The organism is Streptomyces litchfieldiae (genome assembly GCF_031845365.1).
Lineage (GTDB): Bacteria > Actinomycetota > Actinomycetes > Streptomycetales > Streptomycetaceae > Streptomyces > Streptomyces litchfieldiae.
Map to the genome: position 1 here is coordinate 109598 of NZ_JAVREL010000005.1, position 18796 is coordinate 128393.

Sequence of the window (18796 nt, forward strand, 5' to 3'; positions counted from 1 at the left end):
TGAGGAGTACCCATGTCCAAAACCCGGAAGATACTCATGGTCTGCGCCGCCGCCCTCGCGCTCGGCCTGGGGTCGACGCCCGCGCTCGCGGCCTCCGACACCGATGTCGCCCCGGCGGCCTCCCTGCCGGGCGACAGTTGGTCGAGCTCCGCGCCGCTGGGCCGGTGAGAGTCCGCCCGTCCGGAGCCGGGCGAGCCCGCAAGGGCCCGCCCATCGGCGTTTATCGCTCGTTTATTGCTCTCTGTCATGCTCATAAGCACCGACCGCACAGGGGTGCGCGGTTGGTCTCCCTCGGGCTGTTCGGCGGTAACGGGGGAGCCGCCGAACAGGCCCGGAGTCGGTGGTCGGCTCGGGCGGCGTGGAGGGGGCGTCGTCCGGGCCGGTGACCGACCCGTTGCCCGGGTGGCCGGAGAGCAGCCGGTGGGGGCCGGCGGCCCCGGCCGCCCGGGTGGAGTCGGCGACCGGCTGACGCCCGGGCCGGGGCCCGGCTACGGTGGCGCCATGACAGCGCTCAAGGGCAAGTCGGCCGTGGTGACCGGGGGTTCGCGGGGGATCGGGCGGGCGGTGGTCGAGCGCCTGGCGCGCGACGGCGCGCGGGTCGTGTTCAGTTACGCCTCCAACGCCGCGGCGGCCGAGGACGTCGAGCGGACGGTCGGCCTCGCGGGCGGCGAGGCCCGGGGCGTGGCCGCGGACTTCACCGAACAGGGCGCCGCCGAGCGGCTGATGGAAACGGCCATGACCCTGCTGGGCGGGCTGGACATCCTGGTCAACAACGCGGCGCTGGCGTTCACGCCGACCCCCTTCGCCCAGCTCACCGACGAGCAGTTCGACCAGGTGATGGGCACCAACGCGCGGTCACCGTTCCATACGATGCGCTATGCCGCCCGGCACATGGGCGACGGCGGCCGGATCATCAACATCTCGACGCTCAACACCGTGCGCCCCTCCCCCGGCATCGCCGCCTACGCGGCCAGCAAGGGCGCGCTGGAGCAGCTCACCGCCGTCGCCGCGATGGAGCTGGGCGCGCGCGGCATCACCGTCAACACCGTGTCCCCGGGCGCCACCGACACCGAGCTGCTGCGCGGCACCAATCCCGCCGCCGCGCTGGAGCGGCTGCCCGCCCGCACCCCGCTGCGGCGGCTGGGGGAACCGGCCGACGTGGCCGACGTGGTGGCCTTCCTGGCCGGTCCCGACGGCCGGTGGCTGACCGCGCAGAATGTGCGCGCCACCGGCGGTCTGGCTTGAATCCGCCGACGAGACGCCCTTTGAACAACCTCGCTTTTGAAAAGCGCGGGGAATCGCAAATCCCCGTGCGACGGTCGCACACAACCACCGCCCGCGGGAACGAGTTTCCGCCGGGGGCGCCCGGGTAATCTCCCACCCCGGAAGCGGATCGAGGGGGCCGGGCAGAGGTGTACACCAATACCGAGCCGGTGCGGATAAGAACCGGCCGTGCCGATGGCACACAGTTCGACGGAATCGCCGAGCCGGGCACGTGCCTGATCGACGAGAACCGGATTCTGCGGTTGTTCAGCGTCGTCCACCCGGACGGCCATGTCGACAACTACCATCTGGAGCACCGGGGTTCCGACTCCTATGAGCGGTTCGAGGCGGTCGCCCGGGTGGCCGGGCTCCTGGGCCTGATGATGGTGGACGGGAAGCTGATCCCCACCCGGGGCGCGGGCCGCCCGCAGCGTTTCGCGGTGTTCGCCGCGAAGCACGGGCTGCACGCCGAGTTGCCGCGGTGGCTGACGAGCCGGGTGCGGGGCGCGCTGCGGCCCGGCGAGTACGGGTATTTCCATACCGCGGCCAACTCGCTGGCCTTTCCCGACACCATCCGGCTGGGCCCGGACACCGGCCTCGCCCCGTTCGGTGAGTGAACGCCGACCGGTCGCCTCAATTCCCCGGAATCAACGCGGAATGGCCGGGGTGACAAAATCCGCCCGGCCGTCAGTCGAGATAGACCGTGACGGCCAGCGGCAGATGGTCGGAGGCCGCCGAGTCCAGCAGCCGGAAGTCGCCGAACGCGATTCCCGCCGCGCCGAAGATCCAGTCCACGCGGCGCGGCGGGGAGGTGGCCGTGTCCCGGTCCGGGTCGCCGATCTCGTCCTGGGCGCTGCGCAGCCCGGCCGCCTCGACGGCGTCGATCTCCCCCGTTCCGGGCCGCGCGTTGAGGTCCCCGGCCAGCACGGTGTGCCGGCCGTCGCCGGTGCCGCGCAGCAGCGGCTCCAGTTGGGCCTGCCGCGCGTCCGGGGAGTCGCCGCCGTCCAGGTGGGTGCCGACGATCCGGGCCTCCTCGCCGTCCGTCAGCCGCACGGTGACGGACGCGTAGGAGCGGTCCATGTCGCCGCCCGCCCGCGGCAGTCCGACAGTCTCGGAGTCGACGACGGGCAGGCTGGTCAGGATGAGGTTGCCGAACTGCCGGTCGGCGGCCGGCGCCCACACGGCCGTCACGTCCAGCCGCCGTTCCAGCCAGTGCGCCAGGTCCAGGCCGCCCGCGCCCGGCCAGCCGCGCGGCACCTCCTGGAGCACCACGACCTGGGCGCCGGAGCCCCGGATGACTTCCAGCAGCGCCTCCGGCGCCAACTCGCCCTCGCCGTCCACCGCGTGATGCACGTTCCAGCTCAGCAGCCGGTACATGCCGCCCGCGGTGTCCTCGGGCAGCGGCGCGGGCCCGCCGCGCAGCGCGTTGGCCAACTGCGGCACGGCCAGCAGCAGGGTGGCCAGGACCACCGGCGTCCAGGCGTGGCCCAGCCGGCGCGGCGCCGCGCCCCGGGTGGCCGCCCAGGCCAGGCCCAGCGCGGCCAGCACGCACAGCGGCCCGGCCAGGAAGCGCAGGTGGAACGCGAGCACCAGCAGCCCGTAGCCGAGCGCCGCGCCCGCGGCAGCCAGGGCGAGATCGAGCAGCGCGCCGCGGCCGGTGCGCAGCCGGGGCATGGCCAGCAGCCGGCGCAGCGCGGCGGGCAGCGCGGCAAGCGCCAGTGCGGCGGCGGGCGCGGCGAGGTCGGGCAGCAGCGTGAACGCGACGGCGGCGGTCAGCAGCGCGGCCGGCGGCGCCCACGGCGGCAGCGGCAGCGACAGCGCGGCCACGCCGAGGACCGAACCTGCCGCGATCGCCAGCCCCGCGGCGACCGACCAGCCGGCCTCCGCCGCCACGAACGCGGGCGAGGCGAACAGGACGGCGTACAGCGCCAGCGCGGGCCCCAGCAGCGCCAGCTCCACGCCGCCGCCCCCGGCGCCCTCCCCCGGCCGCCGGTACAGCTCCCGGGCACCCGCGGCGAGCGGCGCGGCCAGGAGCAGGGCCCACAGCCAGCCGGCCACTCCGCCGTGCCACACCGGGTCCAGCAGGTCCAGCCGCAGCCGCAGCGCCACATCGGCGGCCACCGCCAGCGCCAGCGCGCGGGCCGCGCGCCCGGGCCCGTTGCCCGAGGTGGCGGCGCAGGCACGGACGGTCAGCAGCAGGGCGGCCAGCGCGACCCCGGCGGCGAGCGCCGTCACGGGAACGGTCCGGGCGGCGGGCAGTTGCACGACCAGGCGCGCGAGGGCGAGCACGCCGAGCGCGGCGGGCAGCGCGCGCCGGGGTCCCAGCCACCACACCAGGGGCCCGGCGGGCGCGGCGGCCAGCAGCGCGAACACGGCGCCGGCGACGGATCCGGAGGTGCCCGCGAGCCGCAGCAGCTCCAGGGTGACCAGCGTGGTCACGGCGGTGAGCAGGGGCAGCGTGCGCGTGGGGGTCATGGCCGGTGAGGTTAGTGCCCGCAAGCGGGCCGCCGCCGTTCGGGGTGCGGGCCGGGACCGGGGCACGTAGCGTCGGAAGACGAGCCGGAATACGAACAGCCACACCGAGGGAGGCTCGATATGTGGCGTAACGCGCTTGGATCCGTGCTCGCCGCCATCGCCGCCGCAGCGGCCATCGCCAGTGTGTTCTTCGACTGGTACGGCAGCCGCGACGGACGGCATTTCAAGTGGACGGAGCTGTTCACGGGCGACGGCATCACCGCGGACAACGCGAATCTCATCACCGGGATGTTCCTGCCCATGCTGGTCGTCGCCGCGCTGGCGGTGGCGGCGATCCTGTTGCGCTCGCGGCTGCTGATGCTGCTCGCCGGGATCCTGACGCTGGGCTTCACGATCCTGTGGATGGTGCGGCAGTACCAGGTCGCGGACAACCTGACGATCGGCCAGGGCGGACTGAAGTGGCCCGTCGCCGCCGCGCTGGCGGCCGGGACGCTGCTGCTGATCACCGCAGCGGGGATGGCCGGCCGGCACATCGCGGAACGCCGGGCCGAGGTCGCACCCGCCGCGCCCGCGGCACCCGGACGCCGGGAGTACGAGGGCGCCGAACCGCGTGAGGAGGTGGGCGAGGTGCGCCGCGGCCCCTGGCCGAGGGACCGTGAGGCGCCACCGCCGCCGGAGGGCGAGGCCGAGCCCCGGCCCCGGCACCGGCACCGGCGGCACCGCCGCGACGCCGCGTAACGGCACCGCGCGCGGCACTAGGCCCTGTCCGGCCGGTCTGGCCGGGCCCTTGACTCCCCCAGCTAACGCTGGGAGGTGCCCCCATCGCTACGGCACCTCGCTGCTCCCCCAGACTCCGTCCGGGGGACCCCCATCGACCGACCGGACAGGACCTGGCAGGCGGGGGAGGCGGATACTTGCATGCCGCCTCCCCCGCCCAACGGCGCGTGGGTTCAGTCGCACCGGCCGTACGCCTCGGGGGAACGCACTGGCTTTATAGGCTGGCGGCACCGGCTGAAATCGTGCTGACACGCCACTGAACCCAGGGGCCGCGGCGCGGGGAGGGAGAGAAGCGCGTTGGACGTGGAATTTCGTCTCCTGGGCGCGGTGGGCGTCTGGCGGGGGGAACACCGGCTGGGGCCGGTGACCGCCCAGCAGCGCACCGTTCTGGCCTTGCTCCTGCTCGATCCCGGCCGGGCCGTGCCGGTCGACCGGCTGATCACCGCCTTATGGGGCGACCGGCCGCCCGTCTCCGCGCGCAACTCCGTGCAGGGCTGCGTCTCCCGGCTGCGCCGCACCCTCACCGAGTCCGGGACCGACGCCGAACTGACCACCTCCGCCCAGGGATACCGCCTGCGGGTGGACCGCGACCGGGTGGACCTGCACCGCTTCCGCGACCTGGTCCGGCTGGCCCAGCGCGAGGAGCCCACGCGCGGCCATGAACTGCTCGGCCAGGCCCTGGAGTTGTGGCGGGGCGCGGCGCTCGCCGAGGTCGCCGGCCGCTGGCTGCCCGAGACCGTGGCGCCCGGCCTGGAGGAGGAACGGCTGGCCGCGCACGAGGAGCGCGCCGTGCAGGACCTGCACCTGGGCCGGCCCCAGAACGCCGCCGCCGACCTGTCGGCCCTGGTCGCCGCGCACCCGCTGCGGGAGCGGGCCGTCGGCATCCTGCTGATGTCGCTGCACCAGACCGGTCGGCGGGCCGAGGCGCTGGCGCTGTTCCGGCGGGTGCGGCAGCAGTTCGTCGAGGAGCTGGGCATCGAGCCCGGCGAGGAGTTGCAGCGCGCGCACCAGGCGATCCTGAACGGCGGCGACCCCGCCCGCACGGTCCCGCGGCAGTCGCCCCCGGCCCCCGTCGCCGCGCCGCCCGCCGCCCCCGCCACACCCGCCGTGCCGCGCCAGCTCCCGCCGGACATCGAGCACTTCACCAGCCGCGCCTACGAACTGGAGATTCTGGACGCGCTCGCCCGCAAGGACCGGGTGGGCGGCTCGGGCGCCCCGGTCGTCTGCGTCATCGCGGGCACCGGCGGGGTGGGCAAGACCGCGCTCGCGGTGCACTGGGCCCACCGGGCCCGCGACCGTTACCCGGACGGCCAGCTCTATTTGAACCTGCGCGGGTTCGGGCCGACCGACTCCGCCGTCCCGCCGGCCGACGCGGTGCGCGTCTTCCTGGACACGCTCCAGGTGCCGGCCAGCCGGATACCGGCCGCGTTCGAGGCCCAAGTCGGCCTGTTCCGCGGTCTGCTGGCCGACCGCCGGATGCTGATCCTGCTCGACAACGCGCGCGACTCCGACCAGGTCCGCCCCCTGCTGCCCACCTCCCCCGGCTCCCTGGTCCTGGTGACCAGCCGGAACGAGCTCACCGGCCTCGCCGTGACCGACGGCGCCCACCAGCTCACGCTGGACCTGCTCTCCGCCGCCGAGTCCCGCGAGCTGCTGGACCGCCGCCTCGGGCCGGGCGCGTTCCCCGGCGAGCAGGGCTCGATGGACGACATCATCGCCCTGTGCGCGGGCCTGCCGCTGGCCCTGGCCATCGTGGCGGCCCGGGCCACCACGCAGCCCGCGCTGCCCCTGTCCACGCTGCCCGGCGACGCCTACGGCTCCGGGGACAGCCTGGACGTGTTCGACAGCGGGGACCCCAGCACGGACGTCCGCACGGTCTTCTCCTGGTCCTACCGGGCGCTCAGCCCGGAGGCGGCCCGGCTGTTCCGGCTGCTCGGCCTGGCCGAGAGCCCCGATCTGACCATGGCCGCCATCGCCAGCCTGGCCGGGGAGCCGCTCGCCGTGGCGCGCCGGCTGCTGACCGAGCTGGTCCGCGCCCATCTGGTCGGGCAGCGGTCCCCGGGCCACTACGCCTCCCACGACCTGCTGTGGGCCTACGCCCTGGAGCTGACGCTCGACCAGGACCCGAAGGAGGAGCGGCGGGCCGCGCTGCACCGCCTCCTCGACCACTACCTGCACAGCGCAGTCCCCGGCGACGACCTGCTCAACCCGAACGTCACGGCGCCGATCATGCCCGCCCCCGCCCAGCCGCACGTCACCGTCACGCCACTGCACGACGCGGCGCAGGCCCGGGCCTGGTACGCCGACCAGCTCCCCGCGCTGCTGGCGGCCGTCCGGCAGGCGGCGCATCTGGGGTTCGACGCCCACGCGGCCCAACTCGCCCACGCCAGCCGCGCGTTCCTCTTCCAGGAGGGGCACGCACAGCACCAGGTCACCACGCACCGGATCGCGCTGGACGCGGCGCGCCGGCTGTTCGACCTGCCCGCGCAGGCACTCTCCCACCTCGGCCTGGGCCAGGCGTACCACCGGCTGGGCCAGTTCGACGAGACCGAGGCCCATCTGCTGGCGGCGCTGCGCCTCTACGAACAGCTCGACGACAAGACCGGGCAGGGCAGGACGCACTCCCATCTCGGCCATCTGCGGGACCAGCAGGGCCGGCGGCGGGAGGGGCTGGTGCACGTCACGCAGGCGCTGATCCTGCACCGCGCCTCCGGCCACCGCGCGGGCCAGGCGCAGGCACTGAACAACATCGGCTGGTTCCACGCGGCACTCGGCGCCCATGAGGAGGCGCTGCGCTACTGCGAGAAGGCGCTGGCGATGCAGCAGGAGCTCGGCAACGCCAACGGCCATGCCGCCGCGCTCGACAGCCTCGGCTATGTCCACCACCACCTCGGCCACCACGAGCGGGCCATCGGCTACTACGAACGCGCCCTGGACTGGCGCCGGGGCCGGGAGCGGGTGAGCGAGGCCGAGACACTGGCCCGCCTGGCCGAGGCCCAACTCGCGGCCGGCCGCCGGGAGGAGTGCCTCACCACGCTGCGCCAGTCACTGAGACTGTTCACGGAGGTGGCCCACCCGGGCGCGGAAACGGTCACCGCAAGGCTGGCCGAGCTGACCGCGGACGACTGAACGCCCCGCAAGGAGCACGGGGAACTCGCCCCGCAAGGGGCGCGAGGAACTGCGCGACCAGCCACAAACGACCCGCACCTTCACGCCGGGCGAGGCAGCCCCCCAAGGGGCGCGGGGCTGTGACATCGTGCGGCTCCGCCGCGTGGGCGCGACCAGCCACTGACGGCCGTCACGTTCGCGACCAGGGCCGCACATCAGGGGCGCGGGACCGTGACATCGTGCGGCTCCGCCGCGTGGGCGCGACAAGCCACCTACGGCCCGCACCATCCGCGACGGCCGTACCAGCGAAGCGCCAGCGCGGTAGCGTCAGTTCGCCTGCCGCGTCCCCCGCGCCGCGTCGAGGGCGTAGACGCAGTGGTCCTTGCTACAGGCGAAGACCATGCCGTCGGCCGCCGCCGGGGTACCGGTGATCGCGCCGCCCGTCTCCAGCTTCCAGGTCAGCCGCCCGCTGACGGCGTCCAGCGTGTAGAGGCAGTGGTCCTCGGAGCCGAAGTGCAGCCGGCCCTGGGTGACCACCGGCGAGCCCACGATCGACTCGCCCGCCGCGAACCGCCAGCGCGGGGTGCCGCTGACCGCGTCCAGCGTGTACATCGCGGTGCCGCTGCCCAGGTGCACCAGCCCGTCGGCCACCACCACCGGCTCGACCGACTGCCGGGCCTCGGTGGCGATCCGCCAGCGGTCGTCGCCGGTCGCCACGTCCAGCGCGTAGACCGTGCCCAGGTAGTCCGTGAAGTAGACCCCGGCGGAACGGGTGCTGGGCGACTGGTAGGTCGCCGGGCACAGGATCGCCGCCGGGGCGTCGAACCGCCAGCGCTCGGCGCCGCTCGCCGCGTCCAGGGCCAGCACCCGGGACCCGGCGCAGACGTACACCGCGCCGTCGTCCGTGGGCGTGACCCGCACCGGAACGCCACCCGTCACCGAGGTGTCGCCGACCGGGTACCGCCACATCTCGGAGCCGGTGCGCGCCTCCAGCGCGTAGAGCTGCCCCTCGCCCCACGCGTAGACAACGCCGCCGTGCACCACGGGCGCCGCGTCATGGGTCTCGAAGTCGGCCTGCGCGCCGGACAGCTCCCACAGCCGCTCGCCGGTGCCCGACTCCCACGCCTGCACCCCGCCGCCCCGGGTGGCGGTGATGACGGTGCCGCGCTCGGCGCGCAGCGCGTAGATCCAGGTGTCGGTGGGCACCCGCCAGCGGTCCGAGCCGTCGGTGGAGTCCAGCGCGTACAGGCTGGGGCCGTCGGAGGCGAGCACCCGGCCGCCGGTGACCGCCATCGACCAGGCGACCTCGCGCGTCTTGAACTGCCGCCGCCCGCTGGCCACATCGAGGGCGTGCACCTCGAACGACGTGACGTACAGCAGACCGTCCCGCACGGTGGGCGAACCCCACAGGTCGTTGTTCATCCGGAAGCGCCAGGGCCGCCAGCGCGCCGGGTCGGCCGTGTGGTGCCGCTGCCCGGGGTGCGCCGTGGACGGGCTGACGATGGGCGAGGCGGCGGCCCCGGTGGGCGGGCGCGCCCAGTCCGGCGAGTGCGGCACGAGGTGGTCGCCCGGCGCGGCGGGCTCGCCGCGCTGCGGGCCGGGGCCGACCGGCATCCCGGAGCCGGGCAGCCGCACCGGGTCGTCCGTCGTCCCCGACGGCTGCGGGGCCGGGATGGGCGGCGGCAGCGACGGCGGGGCGGACGGCATCGGCGGCGCCACCGAGGGCGCCGAGACCCCGGCGTGCTGCGCCTCGGGCGCGGGGGTCGGCGTCTGCGGGCTGCGGCCGCGGCGCCGCTCGATCATGGCGACGGCGGCGGGCGGCAGCCACGCCGAGGCGCTGCCGGTGTCGTCGCTCGCGGCGAACAGGTGCGGGGCCAACTGCGCCTGGAGATCGGACGGGGTGGGCCGGTCCTCCGGCTTGTGCACCATCAGCGACTCGATCAACGGGCGCAGCTCGTCCGGGAGTCCGGACAGGTCGGGGCGCTCGCGCAGCAGCATGAAGACGGTCTCGACCGGGTTCGCCCCGTGGTAGGGCGGGTGGCCGGTGGCGGCGAAGACGAGGGTGGAGGCGAGCGAGAAGATGTCGCTCGCGCCGTTGACACTGCGGGAGTCCCGGGCCTGCTCGGGCGACATGTACGCCGGGGTGCCGACGGCGACGTTCGTCATGGTGAGGCGGGTGTTGGACACCCCGGAGGCGATGCCGAAGTCGATGACGCGCGGCCCGTCCTCGACGACCAGCACGTTCGACGGCTTGAGGTCGCGGTGCACCAGGCCAGCGCCGTGGATGGACTGCAACGCCTCGGCGATGCCGGCCGCTAGCCAGCGCACGGCCTGCGCGGGCAGCGGCCCGCACTCGGCGACGATCTCCTCCATGGACGGCGCCGGCACATAGGCGGTGGCCAGCCAGGGCACGGCGGCGCGCGGATCGGCGTCGACCACGGCCGCGGTGTAGAAGCCGCTGACGGCGCGGGCGGCCTCCACCTCGCGCGTGAACCGGACCCGGAAAAGCTGATCCTCGGCGAGCTCGCTGCGCACCGTCTTGATCGCGACGCGACGGCCGGACGCCGAACGGGCCAAGTACACCAGCCCCATGCCCCCGGCGCCCAGCCGGCCGAGCACCTCGAACGGCCCGATCCGCCGCGGATCGTGCTGGGTCAGCTGCTCCACCATGTGCTTGACACCTCCCCGTACGGGCGCTGCTTCGCCGCCCCGTGCAGCATCTCATTGCCACGCGGTACCGCGGACCTCCGAGACGATTCTTCCCCCCGGGGCTGACAGTGGCGAACCCGGGGCCTGGATTGAGCGAAATGTTCGTGTTGCCCCCACCAGCACTGCCTTTCCCCGGCCGCGCCCCCCGGTACGCAAAGAGGCGCGCGGAAGTTCCCGACCCCCGATCGGATGCGATCAAATCGCGCCTTGATCACGCGTCGATAAGCTGACTGGCATGACAGGACAGGTGACAACCGTTGACGGCCGCATCGCCGGCCGGCGCGGCCAGGCAACGCGGCAGAAGCTTCTGGACTGCCTCGGCAAAATGCTGGGGACATCTCCCTACCGGGACGTCAGAGTCATCGACGTGGCCCGTAAAGCAGGCACCTCACCTGCGACTTTCTATCAATACTTCCCCGATGTCGAGGCCGCGGTCCTGGAGATCGCGGAGGGGACCGTGAAGGAGAGTGCCGAGCTCTCCCAGTTGGTGGCCGACCGCTCCTGGGCCGGCAAGGCGGGCCGGGAGACGGCCGAGGAGCTGGTCGACGGCTTCCTCGGGTTCTGGCGGAAACATGACGCCATCCTGCGCGTCATCGACCTCGGCGCGGCCGAGGGCGACCGCCGGTTCGTGCGGATCAGGACGCGCGTGCAGGGCGCTCTCGTCAAGCCGCTGGCCGAGTCGATCGAGGGCCTGCGGGCCAAGGGCCGGCCATCCGGACAGGACGTGTCCCCGGCCGCGGTGGCGGGCTCCCTCGTCACGATGCTGGCGGCGGTCTCCGCACAGCCGAAGAGCCTTCAGGCGCTGGGCGCCAAGCAGGCCGATCTGAAGCCCGCGCTGGCGCAGTTGGTGCACCTGGGCGTCACCGGCCGCAAGCCCGTCAAGTAACGAACGGCGCGCCGCCGCCCGGTTCCTGTCGCCGGACGGCGCGTCGCCCTGCGCGATCGGCCGCCACCCTGCCGGGCCGGGGGCCGCCCCCGTATGCTCATGAACATGCCCATTCCGCCTGTGCACATCATCGGAGCCGGACCCGGGGGGCTCGCCACCGCCGCCGCGCTCGCCGACCGCGGCATACGGGCCGTGGTGCTGGACAAGTCCGGTGACGTGGGCGCCTCCTGGCGCGGGCACTACGACCGGCTGCGCCTGCACACCACCCGCCGCTGGTCCTCGCTGCCCGGCATGCCGATACCCCGCTCCGCGGGGCGCTGGGTGCGCCGCGACGACTTCGTGCGGTACCTGGAGGCGTACGCGCGTTACCACCGCGTGGATCTGGCGGCGGGTGTGGAGGTCTCCCGCGTCGACCGGCCCGGCCCCGACGACGACTGGGTGCTGCACGCCAACGGCGGCCGGCAGTTGCACGCCTCCGCGGTGGTGGTGGCGACCGGCTACAACCACACGCCGCACGTGCCCGACTGGCCGGGCCGCGACACGTTCACCGGCGAACTGCTGCACGCGGGCGCCTACCGCGAGCCGAGCCGTTACGCGGGGCGGGACGTCCTCGTCGTCGGCGCCGGGAACACCGGCTCCGAGATAGCCGCCGACCTCGCGGCGGGCGGCGCCGCCCGGGTCCGGCTGGCGGTGCGCACCACGCCGCACATCCTGCGCCGCGCCACGCTCGGCTGGCCCTCCCAGGCCAGCGCGATCCTCTGCCGCCGGCTGCCCGTCCGGCTGGTGGACCGGCTGGCCCGGCCAGTGGAGCGGATGCTGCCGGACCTGACCGAGTACGGCCTGCCCCGCCCCGAAACCGGCCTCTACTCCCGGGTGCGCGAGGGCGCCATTCCCGTGCTGGACGTGGGCCTGATCCGCGCGGTGCGCCAGCGGAAGGTCGAACCGGTCGGCGCGGTGGTGTCGTTCGACGGCGGCAAGGTGACGCTCGCGGACGGGGAGACCATCAGCCCCGAGGTGGTCATCGCCGCCACCGGCTACCGGCGCGGACTGGAACCGCTGGTCGGCCATCTCGGCGTCCTGGACGGCCGGGGCCGCCCGCTGGTGCACGGCCGCGACACCCATCCCGCCGCCCCCGGGCTCTACTTCACCGGCTACGCCAACCCCATCAGCGGCGCCCTGCGCGAACTCGCCCGCGACGCGCCCCGGATCGCCACCGCCATCACCCGGCGGCTCTGAAGCACCCGGCGGCTCTGAACCAGCACCCGGCCGCGAGGAAGGGCGCCCCTCCCCGCATGGGGAGGGGGCCCCGAACCGGGTGATCCGCACTCGCCGAGGCAACGGCCTCGACGTCCCCTCGCAACGCATCACCCTTCTCCCGCCGGTCCGGCCTCCAACGGCCCGGACGGGACCCTCCCTTAGGGTGATCAAGCAAACACGTCTCGTCAATACCCGGCCGCGACCCTGCTCCCCCGCTCCGATGTCTGATCACCGGCCGGCGGCGGCCCGGGCGGCGCGCAGTCCAGCTCGCACCAGACGCGCTTGCCCGCCCCCTCGGCCTGCCAGCCCCAGCGGTCGGCCAGCACCTCCACCAGCTCCAGCCCGCGCCCGCCCGTGTCCTCGCCCTCCGCGCGCCGGGGCCGCGGCGCGCGGCTGCTGTCGTCCACGACCTCCAGCCGCACCGGAACGTTCCTCCCCCGCGGCGGCACGCGCGCGGTCAGCCGCAGCACGGCCGGGCGGCCGGTGTGCACCACCGCGTTCGTCACCAGCTCGGAGACGAGCAGCACCAGGGTGTCCGTCTGCGCCTCGTCCGGACGGACCGGGAACGGCCGTCCGCTCGCCAGCTCCGCCCGCACCCACCTGCGAGCCCGCCCCACTTCCGTGGGCTCGGGGGCGAGCTCCAACTGCTTCTCCTGCTCCTGCACCGTTCACACCATCCGAACCGGGCGGACAAATCCCCTCACACCGAGGCACAACCCCGGCTGGGGACAGCATGATTGACGGGCGAGTCGGACAACAAGTGCTTCAGGAATATTCCGGCGCAAAGGAGTAAGCGCACGCCAAACTGTGCGACACCCGGGCGGCCCGCTCGAACAGTACTAAGGGTCCACTCAGGCGGACAGCGCGGTGCTCGCGCCGCCCGCGGCGGAGGCCAGATCGGGGTAGCAGTCGAACAGCCGTCGCACGCCCAGCGCGGCCAGCACCCGGTTCACATGGGAGCCGTCCTCCGCGCCCCGGGCCGGCAGAATCAGCCGCAGCTCCCCGGCGCACGAGCGCAGCAGCCGGCGCGCGGCCACCAGCACGCCCACCCCGCTCGAATCGCAGAACAGCACCTCGGACAGGTCGAGCACCACCCGTCGGCGCCCGTCCGCCACCGCCTCGTGCACGTGCTGGCGAACGGTCGGCGAGGTCGCCATGTCCAGCTCACCGACGACGCGCAGCACGATCCACTCCCCCCGCTGCTCTGCCGCCACCTTCAACGCCACGGGTCCGGGCCCTTCCCTCGTCCGTATTCGGCGTGCCTGTCCGCACGAAAAACCGATTCCCTCTCCCCGGCCTGCCCACTTTCCGGGCGGTCACGCGTCCCGGCCCTCAAGGGGCGCGGATCGACGTGCGGGGGCGCGCGCGAACAGCACCGCACACTACATTTGACGTACGCACGGCGCCGAAGGTTGTCGCAAGGGGATACGCGAGCGGGAATTGGGGGCCGCATGGCGCACGAGACGCCACCGCACTGGGACCGGAGCATGCGTGACCGGCTCCAGCGCGGGGAGGCGGCGGCCCTCGCCGAGCTCTACGACCGGTTCGCCTCGCTGGCCTACGGCATAGCCCAGCGCGTTCTCGACGACGAGGAGGACACCGGCCGGGTGACGCGCGAGGTGTTCAGCCGCATCTGGGAGTCGCCGCGCGACTTCGACCCGGACCGGGGCCCGATGCGGACGTGGATCGCCGCCGAGGCCCACCGGCTGGCCGTCGAACGGCTGCGGCTGCGCACCGGCCCGGACAGCGGGACCCCGGCGGAGCAGGCCGAGCAGGTCCGCGCGGCGTCCACCGCCGCCCGGGCCGACTACATCGTCACCGCCATGCCCGCCCCGCTGCGCGACGCGCTCGAACTCACCCGGTTCCAGCGCCAGGACTACCGGCAGATGGCCGACCGCCTGGGCATCACCGAGGCCGAGGCCCGCCGCCGGCTGCGCCTCGGCCTCCAGTTGCTCTCGTCGGCCGCCCGGTACACCAGCGACCCCGAGGACGCCGCGCAGGAGGACGCGTGAGACATCCGCGCCACGACGGCGGCGGTCCGGCGAGCCCCGAACAGTCGGGTGCCCGGACGGCCGGCGCGTCCCGGGTGCCGCCCCCGCGCGGCCGCGGGGTGACCACCGCCGGCCCACGGGAGGTGAACGAGCCGATGAACACGCCCCAGGAGCGGCCCGACCATCAGGAGCTGATGTCGCTGCTCGGCGCCTGGGCACTGGCCGCCTGCTCGGCCGAGGAGGCCGAGCGCGTCGAGGACCACCTCAACGAGTGCGGCCCCTGCGCCGAGGAGGCGCTGCGGCTGCGGGACGCCGCGCTCCTGCTGGAACCGCAGCGCAGTCTCGACCTCGATCCGGCCCTGCGGGCCAAGGTGCTGGCGGGCTGCCTCTCCCGCCGCCCGGCGCGGCTGCCCGTGCCGTCCTGGGCGGCGCCGTTCGACGCGGAGGCGGCCCGGCTCGACGCGCTGCTGAACGACATGGCCGAGGACGAGTGGTACGCGCCGGTCGAGCTGCGCTGGTTCGCCGACGGCCGCTGGACGGGCCGGGACACCACCGTGGCCGGCGTCCTGGACCACCTGCTCGCCGTGGACGGGTTGCTGGCCCGGGCCGTCGGGCTGCCCGATCCGCTCGGCGACGGCCCCGGTCCGGAGACCGAGAAGGACGACGAGGACGACGGGGACGGAGACGACGCGGGGGACGACGGCCCGGTGGCCCGCACCCTGCGCCGCTGGCTCACGGCGTGCGGCGACCCGGCCGGCCCCCGGCGCTCCTGGCTGCCCTGGCGCGAGCAGACCCGGGCGCTGGTGCGCGCCGCGGCCGAACGGGGCGGCCGGGCCGGCGAACGGACGCTGCCGCGCTCGCTGTTCCCGGACCCCGGCCGGTTCCCGGGCCGCGGCGGTGAACTGCCGCTGTCCGACGCGTTCCTGGACCGCGCGTTCGCCTGCTGGATACACGCCGAGGACATCGCCGGCGCGGTGGAGTACCCCTACGAGCCGCCGATGGGCCAGCACCTGCGGCAGTTGGTGGACCTCGCCGCGCGCCGGCTGCCCGGCAGCATCGCCGACCGGCGGCGGGCCGGGCTGGCCGTCTCGCCCGCCCGGCTGACCACGGCCGGTCACCCCGGCCGGACGCTGCACCTGGAGGTGGAGGGCGCGGGCGGCGGCCACTGGTACATCCCGATCGACTCGCCCGTGGCGGCCGTCACCCGCAGCCAGGCCCGGGAGGCGGTGGCCCATGTGGCGCTGGACGACGTGGTGTTCTGCCAGCTCGCGGCGGGCCGGGTGACCCCGGAGGAGGCCGCCTCCGGCGTGGAGGGCGACCCGGCGCTCATACACGACGTGCTGTGCGCCGCCGCCGACCTCTCCCGGCTGTGACTCAGTCGAAGACGACGGTGCGGCGGCCGTTGAGCAGCACCCGGCGCTCGCTGTGCCACTTCACGGCGCGCGCCAGGGCCTGGCACTCCACGTCCCGGCCCACGGCCACCAACTGCCGCGGGGTGAGTTCGTGCCCGACGCGTTCCACTTCCTGCTCGATGATCGGGCCCTCGTCCAGCTCGGCCGTCACATAGTGCGCGGTGGCACCGATCAGCTTCACGCCCCGGGCGTGCGCCTGGTGGTAGGGCCGGGCGCCCTTGAAGCTCGGCAGGAACGAGTGGTGGATGTTGATGATCCGGCCCGGCAGCCGCTTGCACAGGTCGTCCGAGATGACCTGCATGTAGCGGGCGAGCACGACCAGTTCCACGTCCTCGTCCTCCACGATGCGCAGCAGCCGCGCCTCGGCCTCCGCCTTGGTGTCGGCGGTGACGGGGATGTGGTGGAACGGGATGCCGTAGGAGGCGGACAGCTCGGCGAAGTCCGTGTGGTTGGAGACGACGGCCGCGATCTCGACGGGCAGGGCGCCAATACGGGTGCGGAACAGCAGGTCGTTGAGGCAGTGCCCGAACTTGCTCACCATCAGCAGCACGCGCATTTTCTCGTCGCCGCGGTGGAGCTGCCAGTCCATCTGGAACGTGTCACCCACGGCGGCGAAGCTCGCACGCAGCTTCTCCAGGGTGACCGGCTCCACGGCCGTGAAGTGCACCCGCATGAAGAAGAGACCGGTGTCCCGGTCGCCGAACTGCTGGCTGTCCTCGATGTTGCAGCCGGTCATGAACAGATAGCTGGACACCGCGTGCACGATGCCGGGCTTGTCCGGGCAGGACAGCGTGAGCACGTACTGCTCGGTCCGCTCAGGGTGGTCGGTGGTCATGGTGCCCAGCGTGGCACACCCGGCTCACACGGTGCCCAGCGCCTCGGCCAGGGCGTCCAGGGTGCCGGGCGGCGTGTCGGGGTCCTCCCCGTCGTTGGCCGCGAGCCGGACGTGCGCCTCGCGCGCCGCGCGCACGGCCTCCGGCCAGCCGTGGTGCTGGAGGTAGTCCGTCACCGGGGCGTCGGCGCCGACCTGGTGCATGATCCGCAGCACGCGCAGCACGGCGACGTCCACCAGCGCGGCCTCCTGGCTGTCCCGGAAGACGGTGCCGACGTACTTCTCCGCCGACCAGTTGTCCAGCCAGGTGTCCTCGACGAGCCGGTAGACGGCGTCGGTGACGTCGCCGTAGCCGGGAACGCCGGCCACCCAGCAGTTCTGGTGGAACACGGGGTCGGAGAGCATATGCAGCGCCGAGCGCACATTGGCGCGCCAGCGCCACCATGGCATGTCGTTGAGCGGCATGCCTGCCATGGTGGGGGAACGGCGGGCGTGACGGGAAGACTTTTCGGGACTCTGCGCGGTCACAGCTCGGTCGCCGCCCGCTCGGGGAGGCCGTGTTCCCTGGCCAGTGGGTTCCACAAGTCGGCTGCTCGTTCCTTCGCCTCGGTGGCCCGGCCGCTGGCCGCGTCGCCCTGGGAGGCGCGTTCGGTGTGACGAGCCTCACCGCCCCGGCACACGCCGGGGTCGTTCTTCGCCTGGTCCGCCCACGCCGCGTAGTGCTCGTCCGCCTCGGCGGAGGCCCGCCACGCCTCGGTGAGGGCCTGGGCGAGGTCGTCGGCTCCCGGGAGCTGGTCCAGGGACAGCGTCTCCAGCCGGGTCACCAGCCCGTTGCGCTGCTCGGCGGCGGCGCGCAGGTCCTCGGCCGCGCGGTTCAGGTGCCGGCAGGAGCGGATGCCGGCGACGGCGTCGATGACGGAGTCGCGGCTGTTGTTGCTGTCCTCCAGCAACGCGGACAGCGCCTCCGCCTGCTCGGCCGCGGCGTCGGCATCGCCCTCGGGGGCGCCGCCGGCCTCCGGCTCGGTGTCCTCCTCGGTCGCCGGGGCGCTGCTGGCGGTCTCCCGGGGGTCGCCGCCGCCGTCCCCGCCGCCGCTGAGGGCGGCGCCGGCGATCAGCCCGATGACCGCGCAGCCGACGACGACGGCCACCGCGATCGCCACGGGGGAACGCCGTCGTCCGCGGTCGCCGCCTCCGGCGCGGTGGCCGCTGCCCCCGGCGCGGTGACCGCCGCCGTCCGCGCCGTAGTGGTCGGCGCTGTCCCGGAAGAGGCTCTGGAAGTCGTCGGACACCGGGGCCATGGCCTGGGTCTCGGCGATGTCGGGTCTGGCATGGGGTCTGGCGTGCCCGGGCCCGCGCCGCACGCGCAACTGCGTCGTCGTCTCGGAGTCGGCGGGCCCGGTGTCCCGCACGGGCGGGATGAGCTGGGTCGCGCCCTCGGAATCGGCGGGCCCGGTGTCCCGCACGGGCGGGATGAGCTGGGTGGCGTCCTCGTTGTTCCCGGGTGCCGAGCCGGGCCGGGGCGGCGTGGGCTGGTGGGGCAGCGCCCGGATCTGGGTGGTGGTCTCCACGAGCGGGATCAGCTCGGTGGCGGCCTCCTCCGCGGGGGCGGGTGGCGGCGCGGCGGGCATCGCGGGCGTGGCCTGCCTCGGCAGCTCCCCGGCGACGGGGCGCTCGGCGGCGCCGAAGCCGGACGGGGCGGGCGCCGCGGACGGGGCGGGCGGCGGGCTCTGCGGTCCGGCGAAGCCGGGCGCCGCGGGCGGCGCGGGGGGCATGGCCGGGGGCGCGGCCGGCCCGGCGAAGCCGCCCGCCGCCGGGGGCGCCGGCGGCGCCTGAGGCGGCGCGGCCGGGCCCCCGGCCGGCAGAGACGTGCCCCCGGGCTGCTGGGCGTCGGGGCCCCACGGCTGGCCCCAGGGCTGGCCGGGAGGCGGGGCCGCGATCGTCCGGTCCGGCTTGGCGTCGGCCCGGGGGTCCCAGGGCTCGCCGCCGCCGGACGGCAGTATCACGCCCTCTCGGGGCTCGTTGTCCCCTCCGCTGTGGCTGGTCACCCGGGGCTCCTCGTCGCTCGAACGCCGTTCGCCGGGCCACG

General features: G+C 74.6%; 16 protein-coding genes. 9 read left to right on the top strand and 7 right to left on the bottom strand.

The window, feature by feature from the left end; all coding sequences use genetic code 11:
• The first annotated feature begins 12 nt into the window (after nucleotides 1–12).
• The 3 genes from RM590_RS11130 to RM590_RS11140 all read left to right on the top strand — a co-directional run bounded on the left by RM590_RS11130 (nucleotide 13) and on the right by RM590_RS11140 (nucleotide 1880).
• Nucleotides 13–168, top strand: coding sequence for a hypothetical protein (locus tag RM590_RS11130; RefSeq protein ID WP_311704301.1), 156 nt, complete (start codon nucleotides 13–15; stop codon nucleotides 166–168).
• 333 nt (nucleotides 169–501) lie between these two features.
• A complete protein-coding gene (locus RM590_RS11135; RefSeq protein ID WP_311704302.1) occupies nucleotides 502–1245 on the top strand; it encodes an SDR family NAD(P)-dependent oxidoreductase in 744 nt (247 codons plus the stop codon).
• A 167-nt stretch (nucleotides 1246–1412) separates the two neighbouring features.
• Nucleotides 1413–1880, top strand: a complete 468-nt coding sequence (locus RM590_RS11140; RefSeq protein WP_311704303.1) for a hypothetical protein — start codon at nucleotides 1413–1415, stop codon at nucleotides 1878–1880.
• A 70-nt stretch (nucleotides 1881–1950) separates the two neighbouring features.
• Here the strand turns inward: RM590_RS11140 and RM590_RS11145 are convergent, their stop codons facing one another.
• A complete protein-coding gene (locus RM590_RS11145; RefSeq protein ID WP_311704304.1) occupies nucleotides 1951–3738 on the bottom strand; it encodes an endonuclease/exonuclease/phosphatase family protein in 1788 nt (595 codons plus the stop codon).
• Nucleotides 3739–3858: 120 nt separating this feature from the next.
• Between RM590_RS11145 and RM590_RS11150 the strand changes: the two genes are divergently transcribed.
• Nucleotides 3859–4476 carry a hypothetical protein gene (locus RM590_RS11150; protein WP_311704305.1) on the top strand — a complete coding sequence of 206 codons (618 nt, stop codon included), beginning with the start codon at nucleotides 3859–3861 and terminating at the stop codon, nucleotides 4474–4476.
• A gap of 342 nt (nucleotides 4477–4818) precedes the next feature.
• On the top strand, nucleotides 4819–7644 hold the full coding sequence (locus tag RM590_RS11155) for an AfsR/SARP family transcriptional regulator (protein ID WP_311704306.1): 2826 nt from the start codon (nucleotides 4819–4821) through the stop codon (nucleotides 7642–7644).
• Between the two features lie 306 nt (nucleotides 7645–7950).
• Here the strand turns inward: RM590_RS11155 and RM590_RS11160 are convergent, their stop codons facing one another.
• Nucleotides 7951–10293: a serine/threonine-protein kinase gene (locus RM590_RS11160; RefSeq protein ID WP_311704307.1), complete on the bottom strand. Its 2343-nt coding sequence runs from the start codon at nucleotides 10291–10293 to the stop codon at nucleotides 7951–7953.
• A gap of 274 nt (nucleotides 10294–10567) precedes the next feature.
• Between RM590_RS11160 and RM590_RS11165 the strand changes: the two genes are divergently transcribed.
• The gene (locus RM590_RS11165; protein WP_311704308.1) at nucleotides 10568–11218 is read left to right on the top strand and encodes a TetR/AcrR family transcriptional regulator; all 651 of its coding nucleotides are present in this window, start codon (nucleotides 10568–10570) and stop codon (nucleotides 11216–11218) included.
• A gap of 99 nt (nucleotides 11219–11317) precedes the next feature.
• Complete coding sequence (locus tag RM590_RS11170) at nucleotides 11318–12454, top strand: flavin-containing monooxygenase (protein WP_394813848.1); 1137 nt, start codon at nucleotides 11318–11320, stop codon at nucleotides 12452–12454.
• A 206-nt stretch (nucleotides 12455–12660) separates the two neighbouring features.
• Here RM590_RS11170 and RM590_RS11175 read toward each other — a convergent pair whose 3' ends face one another.
• Together RM590_RS11175 and RM590_RS11180 are read right to left on the bottom strand one after the other, a co-directional pair.
• The gene (locus RM590_RS11175) at nucleotides 12661–13140 is read right to left on the bottom strand and encodes an ATP-binding protein (protein ID WP_311704310.1); all 480 of its coding nucleotides are present in this window, start codon (nucleotides 13138–13140) and stop codon (nucleotides 12661–12663) included.
• A gap of 186 nt (nucleotides 13141–13326) precedes the next feature.
• Nucleotides 13327–13701, bottom strand: coding sequence for an STAS domain-containing protein (locus tag RM590_RS11180; RefSeq protein ID WP_311704311.1), 375 nt, complete (start codon nucleotides 13699–13701; stop codon nucleotides 13327–13329).
• A 225-nt stretch (nucleotides 13702–13926) separates the two neighbouring features.
• On the opposite strand from RM590_RS11180, the gene RM590_RS11185 reads away from it, so the two are divergent.
• Both RM590_RS11185 and RM590_RS11190 read left to right on the top strand, forming a co-directional pair.
• A complete protein-coding gene (locus RM590_RS11185) occupies nucleotides 13927–14487 on the top strand; it encodes a sigma-70 family RNA polymerase sigma factor (protein WP_311704312.1) in 561 nt (186 codons plus the stop codon).
• Nucleotides 14484–15839, top strand: coding sequence for a zf-HC2 domain-containing protein (locus tag RM590_RS11190; protein ID WP_311704313.1), 1356 nt, complete (start codon nucleotides 14484–14486; stop codon nucleotides 15837–15839). Before RM590_RS11185 ends, RM590_RS11190 begins: the two co-directional genes overlap by 4 nt.
• Before the next feature lies 1 nt (nucleotide 15840).
• Here the strand turns inward: RM590_RS11190 and purU are convergent, their stop codons facing one another.
• Genes purU through RM590_RS11205 form a run of 3 tightly spaced genes read right to left on the bottom strand, consistent with a single transcriptional unit; the run spans nucleotide 15841 to nucleotide 18755 of the window.
• Nucleotides 15841–16713: a formyltetrahydrofolate deformylase gene (purU, locus tag RM590_RS11195; protein ID WP_311704314.1), complete on the bottom strand. Its 873-nt coding sequence runs from the start codon at nucleotides 16711–16713 to the stop codon at nucleotides 15841–15843.
• A gap of 24 nt (nucleotides 16714–16737) precedes the next feature.
• Complete coding sequence (locus tag RM590_RS11200; protein ID WP_311704315.1) at nucleotides 16738–17184, bottom strand: SCO4402 family protein; 447 nt, start codon at nucleotides 17182–17184, stop codon at nucleotides 16738–16740.
• A gap of 50 nt (nucleotides 17185–17234) precedes the next feature.
• Nucleotides 17235–18755 (bottom strand): hypothetical protein, encoded by a 1521-nt coding sequence (locus RM590_RS11205; RefSeq protein WP_311704316.1) that lies wholly within the window; start codon nucleotides 18753–18755, stop codon nucleotides 17235–17237.
• Between the last annotated feature and the right edge of the window lie 41 nt (nucleotides 18756–18796).

Coding starts and splice junctions, on each gene's coding strand:
- RM590_RS11150 (WP_311704305.1), top strand. CDS start 3,859: ATGTGGCGTAACGCGCTTGGATCCGTGCTCGCCGCCATCGCCGCCGCA.
- RM590_RS11185 (WP_311704312.1), top strand. CDS start 13,927: ATGGCGCACGAGACGCCACCGCACTGGGACCGGAGCATGCGTGACCGG.
- RM590_RS11145 (WP_311704304.1), bottom strand. CDS start 3,738: ATGACCCCCACGCGCACGCTGCCCCTGCTCACCGCCGTGACCACGCTG.
- RM590_RS11165 (WP_311704308.1), top strand. CDS start 10,568: ATGACAGGACAGGTGACAACCGTTGACGGCCGCATCGCCGGCCGGCGC.
- purU (WP_311704314.1), bottom strand. CDS start 16,713: ATGACCACCGACCACCCTGAGCGGACCGAGCAGTACGTGCTCACGCTG.
- RM590_RS11170 (WP_394813848.1), top strand. CDS start 11,318: ATGAACATGCCCATTCCGCCTGTGCACATCATCGGAGCCGGACCCGGG.
- RM590_RS11135 (WP_311704302.1), top strand. CDS start 502: ATGACAGCGCTCAAGGGCAAGTCGGCCGTGGTGACCGGGGGTTCGCGG.
- RM590_RS11160 (WP_311704307.1), bottom strand. CDS start 10,293: ATGGTGGAGCAGCTGACCCAGCACGATCCGCGGCGGATCGGGCCGTTC.
- RM590_RS11130 (WP_311704301.1), top strand. CDS start 13: ATGTCCAAAACCCGGAAGATACTCATGGTCTGCGCCGCCGCCCTCGCG.
- RM590_RS11200 (WP_311704315.1), bottom strand. CDS start 17,184: ATGGCAGGCATGCCGCTCAACGACATGCCATGGTGGCGCTGGCGCGCC.